Annotated in this window: 14 protein-coding genes; 13 read left to right on the top strand and 1 reads right to left on the bottom strand. The window is 62.4% G+C overall.

Annotated elements, in window-relative coordinates; genetic code table 11:
* The first annotated feature begins 31 nt into the window (after nt 1-31).
* Entirely contained in the window at nt 32-1105 is a 1074-nt protein-coding gene (locus IPM16_11730; GenBank protein ID MBK9123773.1) for an ABC transporter permease subunit, read from the top strand.
* Between the two features lie 13 nt (nt 1106-1118).
* On the top strand, nt 1119-2045 hold the full coding sequence (locus IPM16_11725; protein MBK9123772.1) for an ABC transporter permease: 927 nt from the start codon (nt 1119-1121) through the stop codon (nt 2043-2045).
* On the opposite strand, the gene IPM16_11720 is transcribed toward IPM16_11725, so the two are convergent.
* On the bottom strand, nt 2042-2917 hold the full coding sequence (locus IPM16_11720; protein ID MBK9123771.1) for a DMT family transporter: 876 nt from the start codon (nt 2915-2917) through the stop codon (nt 2042-2044). The genes IPM16_11725 and IPM16_11720 overlap by 4 nt on opposite strands.
* Before the next feature lie 126 nt (nt 2918-3043).
* Here IPM16_11720 and IPM16_11715 point away from each other — a divergent pair, with 126 nt between their 5' ends.
* The 11 genes from IPM16_11715 to IPM16_11665 all read left to right on the top strand — a co-directional run bounded on the left by IPM16_11715 (nt 3044) and on the right by IPM16_11665 (nt 16190).
* Entirely contained in the window at nt 3044-4300 is a 1257-nt protein-coding gene (locus IPM16_11715; protein MBK9123770.1) for a branched-chain amino acid ABC transporter substrate-binding protein, read from the top strand.
* Between the two features lie 83 nt (nt 4301-4383).
* Nucleotides 4384-5316, top strand: a complete 933-nt coding sequence (locus IPM16_11710; GenBank protein MBK9123769.1) for a branched-chain amino acid ABC transporter permease — start codon at nt 4384-4386, stop codon at nt 5314-5316.
* 3 nt (nt 5317-5319) lie between these two features.
* Nucleotides 5320-6453, top strand: coding sequence for a branched-chain amino acid ABC transporter permease (locus IPM16_11705; GenBank protein MBK9123768.1), 1134 nt, complete (start codon nt 5320-5322; stop codon nt 6451-6453).
* Nucleotides 6437-7222 (top strand): ABC transporter ATP-binding protein, encoded by a 786-nt coding sequence (locus tag IPM16_11700; GenBank protein ID MBK9123767.1) that lies wholly within the window; start codon nt 6437-6439, stop codon nt 7220-7222. The genes IPM16_11705 and IPM16_11700 overlap by 17 nt, the downstream gene beginning before the upstream one ends.
* Nucleotides 7223-7236: 14 nt before the next feature.
* On the top strand, nt 7237-7983 hold the full coding sequence (locus IPM16_11695; protein ID MBK9123766.1) for an ABC transporter ATP-binding protein: 747 nt from the start codon (nt 7237-7239) through the stop codon (nt 7981-7983).
* Between the two features lie 87 nt (nt 7984-8070).
* The gene (locus IPM16_11690) at nt 8071-9117 is read left to right on the top strand and encodes an alpha/beta fold hydrolase (GenBank protein MBK9123765.1); all 1047 of its coding nucleotides are present in this window, start codon (nt 8071-8073) and stop codon (nt 9115-9117) included.
* Nucleotides 9118-9187: 70 nt separating this feature from the next.
* Entirely contained in the window at nt 9188-10852 is a 1665-nt protein-coding gene (locus IPM16_11685; protein ID MBK9123764.1) for a SulP family inorganic anion transporter, read from the top strand.
* A 181-nt stretch (nt 10853-11033) separates the two neighbouring features.
* Nucleotides 11034-12203 (top strand): hypothetical protein, encoded by a 1170-nt coding sequence (locus tag IPM16_11680; protein ID MBK9123763.1) that lies wholly within the window; start codon nt 11034-11036, stop codon nt 12201-12203.
* A 130-nt stretch (nt 12204-12333) separates the two neighbouring features.
* On the top strand, nt 12334-14088 hold the full coding sequence (locus IPM16_11675; GenBank protein MBK9123762.1) for a hypothetical protein: 1755 nt from the start codon (nt 12334-12336) through the stop codon (nt 14086-14088).
* Nucleotides 14089-14157: 69 nt separating this feature from the next.
* Complete coding sequence (locus IPM16_11670) at nt 14158-15258, top strand: ABC transporter permease (protein MBK9123761.1); 1101 nt, start codon at nt 14158-14160, stop codon at nt 15256-15258.
* A complete protein-coding gene (locus IPM16_11665; GenBank protein ID MBK9123760.1) occupies nt 15255-16190 on the top strand; it encodes an ABC transporter permease in 936 nt (311 codons plus the stop codon). The genes IPM16_11670 and IPM16_11665 overlap by 4 nt, the downstream gene beginning before the upstream one ends.
* The last annotated feature ends 42 nt before the right edge of the window (nt 16191-16232 follow it).

Raw genomic sequence — 16232 nt, 5'->3', positions numbered from 1 at the left:
CTGCCTACTTTATAGGTAAGGGACACACATCATGGGGCGATACATCGTCCGGAGACTCCTGCAGTCGATCCCGATCTTCTTTGGTATCACGCTGCTGTCGTACGTCCTGATGGCCGCGTCGGGTAATCCGGTTGCGCAGTTGGCGTTCCGGCCCGGCACCCGGCCCGAAGAGATGGCGCGGGTCGCGGCAGAGCTCGGCGTGGACGATCCGATCCATATTCAGTATCTGCGCTGGTTGTTGGGGGACGACTGGATGCGCTGGGACAGTGACGGCGACGGCGTGAGCGATCATGCTGTTCTGCTGCCGTTGGATTCGGATGGTGACGGCGAGGCGGAGCCACCCGGGCGACGGCACGGCGTACTGCGCGGCGACTTCGGCGTGTCGTTCACCAAGAAGCGGCCCGTGCTTGACATCATCGTGGAGCGCGTAGTGCCAACCCTCGAACTCAGCGTTAGCTCGTTCTTCCTCGGCACGGTCATCGGCATTTCCATCGGGATTGTGGCGGCGGTCAAGCGCGGCGGATGGTTCGATCAGGCGTCGCGCGTGCTGTCGGTCGCGCTGACGGCGATACCCCTGTTCTGGTTCGCGTTGATGATCCTGCTGTTGTTGAGCGTTCAGTTCCGCGTCTTTCCGATTGGAGACCGATGCGCAATGACGCTCAACGACTCGTGCCCGCCGCTCTGGGAACGCCTCGAATACATCATCCTGCCGGTGTTCGTGCTCTCGATCGGCGGGGTGGCGGGCTTCAGCCGCCTGATGCGCGCGTCGATGCTGGACATCGTCTCGCAGGACTACATTCGCACGGCACAGGCCAAAGGCATGACCGCGACGGTGGTGTGGTATCGCCATGCCGCGCGCAACGCGATGATCCCGATTGCGACCGCGCTCGGCCCGGCCATCACCTCGCTGATATCCGGCGCAGTAGTGGTCGAGACGATCTTCAACTACCCGGGCTTGGGCAAGACCAGCGTCGAAGCCGTGACCCAGCGCGACTTTCCGGTCGTCATGGCGCTCACGATCTACGCTGCCGTCGCCACCATTGCCGGCTACTTGTTGTCCGACATCCTGTACGCGGTGATCGACCCGCGCATCCGGCTTGACTGAGGACGTTCGCATCATGGCAACCAACACACGTTCCGCCGACGCCGTCGCCCGCTTGGGTGACGATCCGGCCGCGCATCTCAAGAGTGAATCGCTGACCCGGCGCGCCCTGCGGCGTATCCGCCACGACCGCCTGACGCTGATCGCACTGATCACGCTGGCGTTGATTACCGTGTTGGTCGTGCTGGCCGACCCGATCTGCCGTCACATCTTGCAGGTCGATCCGGAGACGACCAACCCGCAGATGCGTCTGCTGCCGCCCGGAAGCCCCGGCCACATTCTCGGCACCGACGACCTCGGCCGCGACTACGCCGCGCGCCTGTTGTATGGCGGCCAAATCTCGCTGGCCATCGGCTTCTTCGGGTCGGTCATCACCTTGACGATCGGTGTCCTGACCGGGTTGATCGCGGGTTACTTCGGCGGTCGCGTCGATGACCTGATGAACTGGGTGATCACGACTCTCGACAGCATCCCGAGCATTTATTTGCTGCTGCTGCTCTCGACGATCTTGACACGCTCGGCGGTCACGTTGGTGATCGTCATCGCGATGGTCGGTTGGACCGGCGGGACACGCCTCGTTCGCGGGCAGACGATCCAACTTCGCGGCATGGAGTTTGTGATAAGTGCCAAGGCGATGGGCGCGTCGAGCTGGCGCATCATGCTCGTCCACATCTTTCCCAATACGCTGTCGCTGATGTTCCTGTCGCTGGCTGGCGGCATCGGCGGGCTGATGCTAACCGAGGCGACGCTGAGCTTTCTCAAGCTCGGCGTTCAACCGCCGACGCCGACGTGGGGCAACATGCTCTCGAACGCGCAGCAGTTCTTCACGCGCGGGCCGCACATGGCGACCGTCAGCGGGCTGCTGATCTTCGTCACGGTGCTGTGTCTGTTCGTGATCGGCGACGGCCTGCGCGACGCGTTCGACCCGCGCATCAACGACTAACCGCGCAGGGCCAGCAGCACGCCGGCGGCGATCAGAATGCTGCCGGCGATCAGCGGCACGGTCAGCGGCTGACCCAGCAGGATCACGCTCAACGCCGCGCCGACGACCGGCTGTGCGAAGAAGAACAGCGACGCGACCGACGCATCGACCAGCGCGAAAGCGCGGTTCCACATCCACATCGCCACGGCCGTCGAGATCACGCCGAGATACAGTACGCCCAGCACGATCGCCGGTGTGATCTCGCCGACTGGCCGCGTGCCCGCTTCAATTGCGGCGGCAGGTACTGTGAGCAGCAGTCCGCCCGCGAACGCCGCCAGCGTGACGACCAGCGTATCGCGATTCTTGCTGACGCGGCGGACCAATACCGAATACAGCGCCCATGTCACCGCCGCGACTGCCAGCGCCACATCGCCGCGAAATGTGTCCGACGAGAAACTGGCTTGGCTGAGGTCGAGGATCAACAGCACGCCGATGCTCGCCAACCCGACGGCCAGCACACGGCGCATGTTGAGGCGCTCGCGCAGGATCAGCGCCGCAAACAGCACGATGAACGCCGGCGACGCGCTCGTCACGACCGAGCCGTTGATCGCGGTCGACAGGTCGGTGCCGACGAACTGCGCCCCGATGCTGACACCGAACCCGATTAGCCCGACGCCGAGCAGAACCGGCAGGTCCGATCGGCGGGGCAAGGCCGGTCCGCTGCCGTTCCTGCGCTGATACGCCAACAGCGCAAGCAGCACCGCGCCGCCCAACAGCAGCCGAAGTGTGAGCAGTGCGAATGGCGGGATCACCGGCAGCACGACGTCCGACACGACGTACATTCCGCCCCAAATGGCCGCAGCCGTCAGCCCGTAGATGGCGCCTCGAATCACGGGGAAACCGTCCTTTGTCATGAGAATTTGCCGGTACATTAGGCGAGTCGCTACAATGCGCGCACACCGCCCGAAAAGGCAGTGTTGCGCGGCTCGCAAATTATACTGTGTGAGGAGAGTGCAAAAATGCTGGCAAAACGCGTCGTGGTCTTCGTCCTACTGGCCCTGCTGGTTCTGGGTGTCAGTGCGCAGGACGGACAGACCGTCAAGATCTACACGTCGTGGCCTCTGACTGGCGGCACGCAGGCCATTGGTCAATCCATGCTCAACGCAGTCAACTTGGCGCTCGAGCACTATCTGGCAGACAATGAAGGCATGGGGCCGGCCGGCCTTACGGTCCAAGTCGTGCCGTTGGACGACGCGTCGCCCACCTCCGGTGCTTGGGACGGCCAAATCGAGGCGGAGAACGCCCAGCGCTGCGTGAACGATCCGGAATGCTTGGTCTACATGGGGACGTACAACAGCGGTGCCGCCGCTGTGTCCATGCCGATCACCAACGCGGCTGGCGTCGTGCAGGTCAGCCCCGCCAACAGCTACGCCGGTCTGACCCGTTCCTGCCCGACCTGCGCCGAAGACGAGCCGGGCATCTATCGTCCGTCGGGCGAAGTCAACTACTTCCGCGTTGCGGCGACCGACGACGTACAAGGCCCGGCGGCTGCCTCGTGGGCAGTCTGCCTCGGCTTTGAGAACGTCTACGTTCTTGACGATACGCAGGCCTACGGCGCCGGTATCGCCAACGAATTCGTCAACCACGCCGAAGAGATCGGCCTGAACGTTGTCGGCCGTTCGTCGCTGGAGACGGCCGATTCCGACCCGCGTTCGGCTCTGACGGCTGCGCTGCGCGACGGCGCCGACCTGATCTACGGCGGCTTCGTGCTTGACAGCGGCGGCCCGCGCGTTGTTCAGGCCATGTACGACGAAGGTCTGTTCGATGAAGGCATCAAGTTCATGGGTCCGGACGGAATCCTCTCTGCCGCGCTGATCGAACAGGTCGGCGGTGCCGAGATTCTGGCGAACAACACTTACTTCACGTTCCCCGGCCTGCTGCCGAGCTTGCTCAGCAACGAGCAGGGCGTGCGGTTCTACACCGACTACGTCGAGCAGTTTGGCGAAGAGCCGGATCCGTACAGCGTGTACGCCTACGCGTCGATGCAGGTCGTCCTCAACGCGCTCGGTAGCGCGTCTGAGACCGGCACCGTCGATCGCGCGTCGGTCCTCGAAGCTGTCCGCAGCACGGCCGACTTCGAAGGCATCATCGGCACCTTCGGGTTCGACGAGAACGGTGACAACACCGCAGCCGCCTTCTACGGTTACGACTTCGAGAGCGACAACTTCTCCAACCCCACTGCAATCACGCCCACGATGCACGAGACTTGTGAATAACTTCGCGCTGACGCCGTGAGGCAGTTTCGCCGCCCCCGGGATACACAGTCCGGGGGCGGCGAAGCGATTGCAGAAGAGGGACCATGGATCCGCAGCTTGAGGCGTTCTTACGGCAGGTACTGGTTGGCTTATCGATCGGCTGTTACTTGGCGCTCATCGCGCTCGGCTACACGATGGTGTACGGCATCATCGAGCTGATCAACTTCGCACATGGCGATTTGTTTACGTTTGGCTTCTTTATTTCATTGACGATCTGGGGACTGTTCGATGTCCCGATGCCGCTGCAAGGGGCATGGATACTCGCGCTTCCGTTGATCGCGGTCGTGGTCGTGGTGTTAACAGGCGGTCTCAACGTCGTAATCGAGAGGGTGGCATACCGGCCGCTGCGCGGTTCGTCAAAGCTGGCGCCGCTGATCACCGCCGTCGGCGTGTCGTTCATGCTGGAGGCGATCTACGCCTACATTTGGGGCGCGAATCAGATCAACTACCCGCGCTTCATCCCGACGACCAACTTCCTGAGCGACTTCAGCCGCATCATCCGTTTTACCCCGCGCGACCTCCTGCTGTTTGGCGTCACCATCCCGTTGATGATTGGCCTGACGCTCTTCATCGACCGGACGCGGCTGGGGAAGGCCATGCGCGCCGCCGCCCAAGACCGCGAAGCCGCCGCGATGATGGGCATCAACGTCAACCGGATCATCGCGATCACATTCTTCATCGGTGGCGGGTTGGCGGGAATCGCTGGCATGGTCTACGGTCTGTACACCGGCAGCGGCCGGTTCATCATGGGCTTCGAGTTCGGCCTATTCGCGTTTACCGCCGCGGTGCTGGGTGGCATTGGCAATATCAGAGGCGCCGTGTTGGGCGCGTTCATCATCGGCATGGTGCAGGCCATGAGCGACCTCTACATCGGCGGCGAATGGTCTCGCGTGATCATCTTCTCGCTGCTGATCCTTATGCTGGTATTCCGGCCGTCGGGCATCCTCGGTTCGACTCAGAGTGTGGAGAAGGTGTAACCGATGAGCACTCTGCTTTCACGCTGGCGGTCCATTCCGCGCTGGGCGCAGCTCGCCATCCTCGTCGCGATCGTCGTCTTCGTGCCGCCGGTGATCAACATCCTCGAGCGCCAAACCGGATTCGGCCTGCTGACACAGATCAACCGCGCCCTGATCTACGTATGTCTGGCGCTTGGCCTGAATATCGTCGTCGGCTTCGCGGGCTTGCTTGACCTCGGCTACGCCGCGTTCTTCGCCATCGGGGCGTACACGTTCGGAATCCTGACGTGGCCGTCGCTGCGATTGGAATACAGCTTCTTCATCGCCATCTGGATATGCGTTCTAGTCGCGGCCCTGTTCGGCATGTTTATCGGAGCGCCGACGTTGCGCTTGCGCGGCGACTATCTGGCGATTGTGACGCTGGCGTTCGGCGAGATTATTCCGCCGCTGGTGCGCAACCTCGACCATATCACGATTCGCTTTGGCGACTGGGTGTTGGTCGAGAGTTTTAACCTGACCAACGGGCCGCTCGGCATGAAGCCGCTCGGACGGCCGAATTTCGGGTTAATAGAAAGCGTCGCGGGACTGCCACCGGGGCAGCTCGATCCCGGGGTAAACCCGACATTCTGGTATTTCATCATCGTCATTCTGGTGCTGATCGTGCTGTCCGCTTCGCGCCGGTTCGAGGACTCGCGCATTGGCCGCGCATGGCGTGCCATTCGCGAGGACGAGACGGCCGCACGATTCATGGGCGTCAACACCGTGCGGGTCAAGCTGCTGGCGTTTGCGTTCGGCGCGTCGTTCAGCGGCCTTGCGGGGGCAGTGTTCGCGTCGATGCTTGGGGCGATCTTTCCAGAGTTGTTCCGCTTCCAAGTGTCGATCTTCCTGCTGATTATCGTCATCCTCAGCGGGGCTGGAAGCGTGTGGGGCGTGTTGATCGGCGGCCTGCTGATCTCGACGTTCGACGGCGTGCTTCTGGCGCAGATCATGCCGTCCATCTTTCCCAACAGCGACGTACAGAGCCTGCGCTGGGTGTTCTTCGGCGTCGGCCTGATCGCCGTGATGCTGTTCCGTCCGCAAGGGCTTTTCGGGCATCTCGGGCGGCGCCGGCATACTCCGCTGACCATTGAGGAGGCAATCCATGGCGACGCTGCTTGAGGCGAAGGGGGTCAGCAAGAAGTTCGGCGGTCTGACGGCGGTCGACACACTCGACTACACCGTAGAATCCGGTGCGATCAACAGCATCATCGGGCCGAATGGTGCCGGCAAGACGACCTTCTTCAACATCGTCACCGGCTACTACAAGCCGTCGACCGGCACGGTGCGCTTTGACGGGCATGACATCGGCGGCCTTTCGCCGCACCGGCTGACGCGATATGGGATCGGCCGCACGTTCCAGACCATCAGACTGTTCGGCCGCCTGAGCGCGCTCGAAAACGTGCTGATCGGCATGCACCACTGGCTGCGCTCGCCGTGGTGGGGCGATCTGCTCAAGCTGCGTTCGACCCGAACAGAGGAAGACGAGGCTATCCAGCACGGCCAAGAATTGCTCGCCTATGTCGGCCTGAAGGGTTTTGAAGACATCGAATCGCGCAATTTGCCTTACGGCTTGCAGCGCCGCCTCGAGATCGCGCGCGCGCTGGCAACGCGGCCGAAGCTGCTGCTGCTGGACGAGCCGACAGCCGGCATGAACCCGAACGAGACCAAGGACATGACCGCGTTCATCCGCCGCCTGCGCGATGAACGCAAGTTGACGATCCTGCTGATCGAACATGACATGCACGTCGTCATGACGATCAGCGACAAGGTCACGGTGCTCGACTACGGACGCAAGATCAGCGAGGGCAAGCCATCCGAGGTGCAGCAGGATGCGCGGGTGATCGAAGCCTACCTCGGCAGCCGCGCACTCAAATTGATCAAGAACTAGCAGGCGGTCTCGAAATGACAGACACACCGATCCAAGCAAAAGCGCCGCTGCTGCACGTGGAGGAAATCCACAGCTATTACGGCAATATCCACGCCTTGCACGGCATCAGCCTCGACGTATTCGAGGGCGAAATCGTCACGCTGATCGGGTCGAACGGCGCCGGCAAGAGCACGACGATCCGCACGATCAGCGGCATCATGCACCCGCGGCAGGGCGCTATATACCTCGACGGCCAGCCTATCCACAACTTGCCTGCACATGCGCTGGTCGGGCGCGGGATCGCACAGTCGCCCGAAGGCCGCCGCATCTTTCCGCGCCTGTCGGTCGTCGACAACCTGCAGATGGGCGCATTCTTGCGCCACGACAAAGCCGAAATCCAGCGTGACATCGATAATGTCTATACCCTGTTCCCCCGTCTCAAGGAACGCCACCGCCAATTTGCCGGGACGCTGTCGGGCGGCGAGCAGCAGATGCTGGCGATGGGCCGCGCTATGATGGCGCGTCCGCGACTCCTGCTGTTGGATGAGCCTTCGATGGGCTTGGCGCCGGTACTCGTCGACCAGATCTTCGACATCATTAAGCGGATCAACGCCGAGCAAGGCACGACCATTCTGCTCGTTGAACAGAACGCGCTGATGGCGCTTGAAATCGCGGCGCGCGGGTATGTACTGCAGTCCGGCTCGATCGTGCTAACCGACACGGGCGCAGCGCTGCTCGAAAACGACATGGTGCGCAAGGTGTATCTGGGCGAGGTCGGCTGACCGTTCGCGCAAGCGTCGGGTGGTCGTGGGCTGACAGCGCGCCGCACGCCTGCTATCGTTTGCGTGTTTACTGGTGAGCATGCTTCGATGTCCCACGTCCTACAGGTTTCCTCGCGTTTCGCACTACTGATCCTGATCGTTTTCGCTCTGTCCCCGACAACCGCTCAAGACGCGTCGACCCCGCCCGAGGGCGACGGCGCCGCGGTGCTCGACTACACGATTCTCGAACTGTATACGCTCGAATCGCTGCGCGCACGCGAGTACCCCGGCGGCACGGTCACGATCGAGCGGTCGATCATGGCGACCGACACGTTTACGCGCTATCTGATCTCCTACCCGAGCGACGGCCTGACGATCACGGGCATCATGCAGGTGCCGCCGGGAACGGGGCCGTTCCCGGTGATCGTGCTCAATCACGGGTACATCCGTCAGGCCGAGTACTGGTCGGGCTACGAGACGTGGGAAGCGGCGGGCTATCTCAACGCGCGCGGCTACCTGACTGTCTCGTCAGACTACCGCAGTTGGGGCGGCAGCGACTGGGGCGTCAGCCTGTTTCACGCCGGTGTCACCGCCGACGTGCTCAACCTGATCAGCGCGCTAGAGACCGTCCCGCAGGCCGATACGTCACGGATCGGCATGTGGGGGCACAGCATGGGCGGCGGGATCGCCACCAAAGCGCTGACGATCGACCCGCGTATCGACGCCGCTGTGTTGTACGCCACCAACAGCGCCGACGACTCCGACCTGATCGGCCTTTGGGGGCCGGGATGTCTGGCCGAACGGCGGGCAGGGCGGCGCTGCAACCGTGGCGAAGTCATCCCGGCCGATGTGGATGAAACGTTGTACGAGACGTACTTGGACGCGGCCCGCGATACTGAGTTTGTCACGCGGGTGTCGCCGATCCACGACCTCGACCTGATTACCGTGCCAGTGCAAATCCATATTGGTAGCCGTGACACCGTCGTTCCGACCGCATGGTCGACCAAGCTGTACGACGCCATGCGCGCCGAGGGAATCGCGGTGCAGTTCTTCTGGTATGAGGGACAGGATCACACGTTCTGGGGCGACAGTTGGGTCGAATTCATGCAGCGCGTGACGGCGTTCTTCGATCTACACGTCAAGAATGCGTCATAGCTAACGCCAACCGCCTGAGCGTGCGGTACACTGTTTGCTGTCTCGGCACTTTCAACTGGGCTATTTGCACATGCTTCGTGAACGTCTGCGCTTTGCACGGGCGAGTTTTGGTGCGGACTTCACTGCGGGACTGACCGGTGCAATCGCCGGCGCGCCGCAGTCGATGGGATTCGCGCTGCTGGGCGGCGTCAATCCGGTCTACGGTCTCTATGCCAGCATCTTCCCGACAATCATCGGCGGCCTGTTGAGCAGTTCGCGTTTCGTCACCGTCGCGCCGACAAACGTGCTCATGCTGTTGGTGGCGGGCGCGCTAACGACCTTCAACAACCCCGACCCGCCCGTTCCGCTGTTCACGTTCACGCTGCTGGTCGCCGCGTTTCAACTCGTATTCGGTCTGTTCCGCTTCTCTGCGCTCACACGATTCGTCAGCAATGCCGTGATCGTCGGCTTTATCAGCGGGGCAGGCGTGCTCATCATCTTCGGTCAACTGGATCACATCTTCGGCATCGAGGTGCATTCGGGCAGCAACGCGCTGGGCGGCGTCATCGAGCTGTTCGGGCGGATCGCCGAAACTGACCCGGCGACGCTCGTCGTCGGCGCGGCCACGACAGTGATGATCTACACGTTCCACCACATGCGACGCCTCAAGAACATCGCGACGCTGGTCGCCTTCGCGATCGTCACGCCGCTGGTGCTGATCTTCGACTGGTCGACGGTTGCGCTCGTGAGCGATCAGTCGCCGATTCCGTCAGGACTGCCGCTGCCCGTTTTGCCTGACCTCGGTTACGCTCAGCCGCTGCTCGGCGCGGCGTTCGCCACGGCGCTGTTGGCCTGTGTGCAGCACGCTGCGCTTGTCGAGAAGCTGCGCGACCGCAAGGAACCCCGCGCGGATGTCAACCGGGACTTCATCGCGCACAGCGTCTCAAACGCGGTCGGAAGCGTGTTTCAGGCGCTGCCGTCCAGCGGGTCGCTCTCGCGCACGGCCGTCAACATCAGCAGCGGCGCGCAAAGCCGCATGGCGAACGTCTACGCCGGCATCACCATCTTTATGATGATGCTGTTGTTCTCTGGCGTGATTGAGGTGATTCCGCTGGCGGCGCTGGCCGGTCACCTCGTCGTCGCGGCACTCAGCTTGATCGACCTGCGCGCAATTCGCCTGGTGTGGGCCGTCTCCACGATTGGCCGCGTGTCGATGCTGGCAACCTTCGCCGGCGCGCTGGTGCTGCCGCTTGAGTACTCGATCTACGGCGGCGTGTTGCTGTCGCTCGGGTTGTACATCTGGACATCCAGCACGCAGATCGAAGTCGTTCAACTCGTACAGGACGAGCGGGGACGGTTCAGCGAGCAGCCCAGCCCGGCTAAGCTGCCTGACCATACGCCCGTGGTGCTTTCGGTCAACGGCACGCTGTACTTCGCGGCGTTCCGCAAGCTGGAGTCGCTGCTGCCCGATCCGGAAGGCAGTGTCAAGCCGCTCGTGATTCTGCGCTTGCGCGATACCGAGTCGCTCGGCAGCACCGGGATCAACGTCATCCTGCGCTACGACTCAATGCTGCGCGATCAGGGCGGCAAGCTGATCCTTGCCGGTGTCGGGAAAAAGCTGCGCGACGAACTCACGCGAACCGGCGCGTTGATGCGGCTGGGCCCGGATGCCGTGTTCGATGCGCAGCCCGTGATCTTCCAGTCGACCGAGAACGCGACCGACTACGCGTCAAAGCTGTCTGGCACTCAGCCGTAGCTGCTCATTCTCCACTGACCCGAACTGGATTCGTCCTGTACACTGAGTCGGTCGTCGGCAACCGTGCCGGCGGCCTCTCGCATCGACACGACTGGGCCGGTGAGTGATGCCGCGATGGACAATTGCTTTAGTGCTGCTTCTTACAACGTCCATTGCGCCTGCCGCCCATGAGGAACGACCTATGCCGCTTGCCGCAATCCCTCATCATCAGCCCACCGGCAGCCGATTTGTCCCCGGTGTCGGCTCTATGCCGGATGCCGTCTACCTCAGCGTTCAACTTGACGGCGTGCCCAAGTGGGTCGTCGGGACACCCTCGCGCAGCCGCGCATCGTGGCTGGTGGCGCTTGAGGACGGGCGCGTGCTTGCCGTCGACGCCAACGGCCGGCTCAATCCCGCCGGGCAGCTTGCGCCCGGTCAGCCGCCGGTCGGCATGATCGACCCGGACGGCGACCTCGCACTGCTACCTCTGCCCGCCGATGCGTCGGTCCGGTCGGTACCGGTCGTACTGCCCGAGGGGCTGCTATATGTCGCCAACAACGGTGACGTCGTTCGCACCGCGCGCGGTACGGTCGTGCGAGAGTCGCTCGACGCCCTACCGGACGCGCGAATCGTCGTGCGTGGCGACCGTGCCGCCGTCTACGCCGGCCAGACGTCGCGTTATGCCCACGGCGTGCTGGGCGATGCCGTCGAGGCGACGGCGCTGGTCGTATTCAATATCGAGACGTTGACCGAGGTGTACCGTATCTCGCTGGAAGACGGGCTGGTGTTTGAAGGCCTGACACCGCTGTGGACGGACATGGATGGCAACGGTTCCGAGGAACTCATTGCCACGGTGGCCGACGAGGAGGCTGGCGCGCGTATCCGCGTCTATGCCGGTGACACCGGCGAACAGATCGCGGAAGGCCCGCAGGTTGGTCGCGGCGGGCGCTGGCGTCATCAGCTCGCGGCCGGAGCATTTAGCGAAGACGGCGTGATCGAACTGGCGTCGGTGCTGACGCCGCACATCGGCGGGGTGGTCCAGTTCAACCGGCTCAACGGCGACGGGTTTCCGGTAGTGGCCGAACTGCGCGGGTTCACATCGCATGTGCTGTATTCCGACAACCTCGATATGGCGGTGGCGGGAGACTTCGACGGAGACGGGCGCGTCGAATTGGTGCTGCCCGATCAGGAACGGCGTAATCTGGCCGGCCTGCGCCGCGACGGCCCCGAGGACATCGAAATCGCATGGGTCGTGCCGGTCGACGGGACGGTCAGCACCAATTTAGCAGCCCTTACGCTCGCGGACGGACATCTCGCGCTGGCCGTCGGCACCGACTCCGGCCTGCTGCACATCTGGCTGCCGACGGCGTGATTCGCTTCGCAATGGATCTATTCGAGCCTGATTCTTAGCCTACGGCATTTGCGCCGGGTGAGGCGCAGGGGTAGACTCATTCCCGTGGCGCGCCTCGCGCCGACTTTGTTGGACTAAGGAGCAAATAGACATGAAACGCATTCTCCTGATTGTGGCGCTGTTTGCGCTCGTCGTCGTCGGCTTTGCGCCGGCCGCGGCGCAGGACGCCCCGGACGGTATTTTCCCGGGCACTTGGCCATACTCTCTGCCGCCGACGCATCATCTGAACCTCTTCTCTGCCGGCGGCCCGCATGACAGCACCGGCATCGGTAACTTCTACCGTCAAATGGTCGTAATGCCGTTCGGCTTCTATCGGTGGGACAGCGCGAGCTACGAAGGGCTGCTTGCCGAGTCGTGGGGCTTCAACGAGGACAACACCAAGTACGTCGTGACCATCAAGGAAGGCACGTGGAGCGACGGCACCCCGTTGACCGCGAATGATGCCGTTGTCACGTACACCATCGGCCGCATCCTGAACTGGGCGGACTGGACCTACCTCAGCGATGTCGTCGCCGCGGACGACCGCACTGTCGAGTTCATCTTCAACGAGACCGGCGCCGGTTACACGGCAGAGCGTCTCATTATGAAGACCCGCATTGCGCCGGCCGCAACCTATCAGGCGCTGGCCGATGAGGCTGCGGCGCTGATCGCCGATGGCAAGACCAGCGACGATCAGGAGTGGACCGACCTCGCCACCAAGATTGCCGAATTCCGGCCTGACGTGCTGCTGGCTTCCGGACCGTATACCTACGGTCTCGAGGACATTGGCGACAGTTACATGACGCTGCGCTGGCAGCCCAACAGCATTTACTCGGGTTCCGTGCAGTTCGGCGAAATCCGCCTGTGGCAGGGCGAAACCGAATCCACCACGCCGCTCGTGCTCAACGGTGACATTGCGTGGGCGACCAACGTGTATCCGCCCGCCACGCAGCAGGCGTTCGTGGATGCCGGCATCCGCCTTGTGAACGTGCCGCTCGGCTACGGCGCCGCGCTGTTGATGCAGCACGATACCTATCCGTTCACTATCAAGGAAGTCCGGCAGGCGATGGCTTACGCGATCGACCGCGCCGAGAACGCCTTCTTCACCAACGGCTTCGGCGCATCCGGCACTGAATACATGGCCGGTGTGCTTGACAAGATGGTGCCGACGCTGCTTGACGCCGAATCGATCGAACAGCTCAACCGCTACGAATTCAACGTTGACATCGCCGCCGGGCTGATGGAATCCGCTGGCTTCACGCGCGACAGTGAAGGCAAGTGGGTCGACGGTGATGGCAACCGCATAAGCGTCGAATACAAGGCCCCGGCCGAGTTTGCCGACTTCCTCGGCGCCAGCACCAACGCCGTCGAACAGCTCAACGAGTTCGGCTTCGACATCACGCTGCGCGCGATCCCGTGGCAGCAGACCGCTGAAGACATCCGTCAGGGCAACTTCCAGTTGTCGGTGTGGTCGTGGGCCGGTGGCAACCCGCTTGCGTCGCGCCAGTTCTTCGGCCCGATCCAGCGCTTCAACTACGTTGGTCTGGCGGAAGGCCAGAAGGGCATGAACTTCCCGATGGAGTTCGAGTACAACGGCGAGATGATCGACCTCAACGCGCTCATCAACGATGTGTCGTCGGGCTTCGATCGTGACGCGCAGGCGCAGCGCGCCGGCCGCGTCGCGCTGATCCTCAACGACCTGATGCCGTTTATCCCGCTCAACATCATCGATGCGGCACAGCCGTTCAACGAGTCGATCCTCGCCGGTGCTCCGGAAGATGGCGACCCGCTGTATGCCGCGCCGCTTGACGACGCGTGGATGCTCAAGCTGCTGCTCGAGGGTGTGGTTCGCCCGGCCGAGATGTAACGATCTGAACGTTCGGGCTGGGGGGAGCTGCGGCTTCCCCCAGCCGCTTTAATGGAACAGAATTATCCAATGAGCGCACAGACAACTCCTGCGGCGCGCGTGCCATCAGTCTCAGATCAGCCGCGCTCGCGTTTCACCCTGCGAAAACTGGTTCGCAGCTATACGTTTCGAACGGTCGTGCAGGGACTTATCACCATTTGGGCGGTAATGACCTTTACCTTCTTTTTGATTCGCCTGATGCCCGGCAACCCCGCCCAAATCAAAATTGACGAATACATGGATCGTTATGGAATGTCGGAGGATCAGGCGCGGCAGCAAGTCGCGACACTCTTCAGCTTCGATCCCAACCAACCTGTACTCGAGCAGTATGTGGACTATCTGGGCGATTTGGTCCGGTTCGACCTGGGTCGTTCGTTGACTTCAACGGAGACACCCGTCGCCCAGCAGATCCTCAAATTCCTGCCGTGGACCTTGTTCAGCGTCGGGCTATCACTTCTCATTGCGTTCTCGCTGGGTGTCCTTATTGGTCTGGCCATGGCGTACTGGCGCGGGGGAATTCTGGACAACGTGATGACCGTGTTCGCGTCGGTCATCTACGCCATTCCAGACTACATCATCGCGCTGCTGCTCATCATGGTCGCCGGCGTACAGCTCAAGCTCATTCCGGTGGGCGAGTTGTATGGCGGCAGCACGCAGGGTATTGCGCCCGGTTTCACCGTCGAGTACATCCTCGACCTGCTCAAACACGCCTTCCTGCCCGTGTTCACATATGTGATGGCGACCATCGGCGGGTGGATGCTGACGATGAAAAGCAGCACCATTAGTACGTTCGGTGAGGACTACATCACCGTGGCCCGTGCGCGCGGTCTGCCGGAGCGCCGACTTCTCACCGCGTATGTCGGCCGTAACGCCATGCTTCCGCTGATGACCCGCTTGGCGATCAGCATCGGTTTTGTGGTGGGCGGCAGCGCGATCATCGAGACGCTGTTTCTGTACCCCGGGCTTGGCCGAAACCTTGTGTTGGCGATTGGCATGCGCGACTACACCACCATGCAGGGCATTTTTCTTGTGATCGCCGTATCCGTGGTGGTGAGCAACATACTGGCCGATCTGCTTTACGGCTGGCTCGATCCGCGCGTACGTCTAGGCGGAGACAAGGGGGCCGAATGAGCGCCAGCGCCGACGTCAAGGCGGTACTCGCCGAAAAGACGCTGTTACAGCGCATAGGCTCAGGCACGCGCGGCACGATTCGTGCTTTGCTGCGCAATAAAGCTGGCTTCCTTGGCTTCCTCGGGGTGACGTTCTTCGTCCTCATGACGACGCTGGGACCACTGGTAATCCCGTACGAAGGTGATCCACGCTTGGATCGTTTGCGCCCCGGAGCGCGGTCGCTGTTCGCGCCGCCGTCGGTGGAACATCCGCTTGGCCTTGACGTGAAAGGCCGCGACGTACTCAGCCATATCGTACACGGTGGCGGCCCTCTGATCGTGACGGCGCTTCAAGCCGGTATCATTACGACCATCGTCGCGGTTGCACTGGGAGCAGCGGCGGGTCTGCTCGGCGGGGTGGTTGACCAGATCATCTCCGCGGCCAGCAACTTCATCCTAACGATCCCTCAGTTTCCGCTGTTGTTAGTATTGGCGACGATCGTCACGTTCGAAAATCGATTAGGCATGGCGCTGCTGCTGGCTGTGCTCAACTGGCCGACGCTCATGCGCGCCGTGCGCGCGCAGGTGATGAGCTTGAAGTCGCGCGATTACGTCGAGGCGGCGTTCGCGCTGGACCTCGGCCTGTGGCACATCACCACGCGCGAGGTGCTGCCCAACATGATCTCGTACATCGTGGTCAACATGATCTTCACGATCAGAAGCGCGATGTACTTCATCATCGCCCTGATGTTTCTCGGCCTTGTGCCGCTCACGGAGCCGGACTGGGGCATGATGATCTTCATCGGCAAGCAGCAGGGCAGTCTGTCCAACCCCGAGGCGGCGTGGATGCTGCTGGCGCCAGTTCTGGCGATCGCACTGTTCCAGTTGTCGCTGGTGCTGTTCACGCGCAGCCTCGAAGAAGTGTTCAATCCCCGCTTGCGGCAGGGCGTGTGATGCCTCGCGAGGCATCACACGCAGTAGGCGTTGCTAGAAGGA

Source organism: Candidatus Flexicrinis affinis (genome assembly GCA_016716525.1).
Classification (GTDB): domain Bacteria; phylum Chloroflexota; class Anaerolineae; order Aggregatilineales; family Phototrophicaceae; genus Flexicrinis; species Flexicrinis affinis.
This window is presented reverse-complemented; position numbering and strand designations above follow the sequence as displayed.

Bases quoted from the DNA above. Each gene is read 5' to 3' on its own strand.
- IPM16_11730 (MBK9123773.1), top strand. From the start codon at position 32: ATGGGGCGATACATCGTCCGGAGACTCCTGCAGTCGATCCCGATCTTC.
- IPM16_11725 (MBK9123772.1), top strand. From the start codon at position 1,119: ATGGCAACCAACACACGTTCCGCCGACGCCGTCGCCCGCTTGGGTGAC.
- IPM16_11715 (MBK9123770.1), top strand. From the start codon at position 3,044: ATGCTGGCAAAACGCGTCGTGGTCTTCGTCCTACTGGCCCTGCTGGTT.
- IPM16_11710 (MBK9123769.1), top strand. From the start codon at position 4,384: ATGGATCCGCAGCTTGAGGCGTTCTTACGGCAGGTACTGGTTGGCTTA.
- IPM16_11705 (MBK9123768.1), top strand. From the start codon at position 5,320: ATGAGCACTCTGCTTTCACGCTGGCGGTCCATTCCGCGCTGGGCGCAG.
- IPM16_11700 (MBK9123767.1), top strand. From the start codon at position 6,437: ATGGCGACGCTGCTTGAGGCGAAGGGGGTCAGCAAGAAGTTCGGCGGT.
- IPM16_11695 (MBK9123766.1), top strand. From the start codon at position 7,237: ATGACAGACACACCGATCCAAGCAAAAGCGCCGCTGCTGCACGTGGAG.
- IPM16_11690 (MBK9123765.1), top strand. From the start codon at position 8,071: ATGTCCCACGTCCTACAGGTTTCCTCGCGTTTCGCACTACTGATCCTG.
- IPM16_11685 (MBK9123764.1), top strand. From the start codon at position 9,188: ATGCTTCGTGAACGTCTGCGCTTTGCACGGGCGAGTTTTGGTGCGGAC.
- IPM16_11680 (MBK9123763.1), top strand. From the start codon at position 11,034: ATGCCGCTTGCCGCAATCCCTCATCATCAGCCCACCGGCAGCCGATTT.
- IPM16_11675 (MBK9123762.1), top strand. From the start codon at position 12,334: ATGAAACGCATTCTCCTGATTGTGGCGCTGTTTGCGCTCGTCGTCGTC.
- IPM16_11670 (MBK9123761.1), top strand. From the start codon at position 14,158: ATGAGCGCACAGACAACTCCTGCGGCGCGCGTGCCATCAGTCTCAGAT.
- IPM16_11665 (MBK9123760.1), top strand. From the start codon at position 15,255: ATGAGCGCCAGCGCCGACGTCAAGGCGGTACTCGCCGAAAAGACGCTG.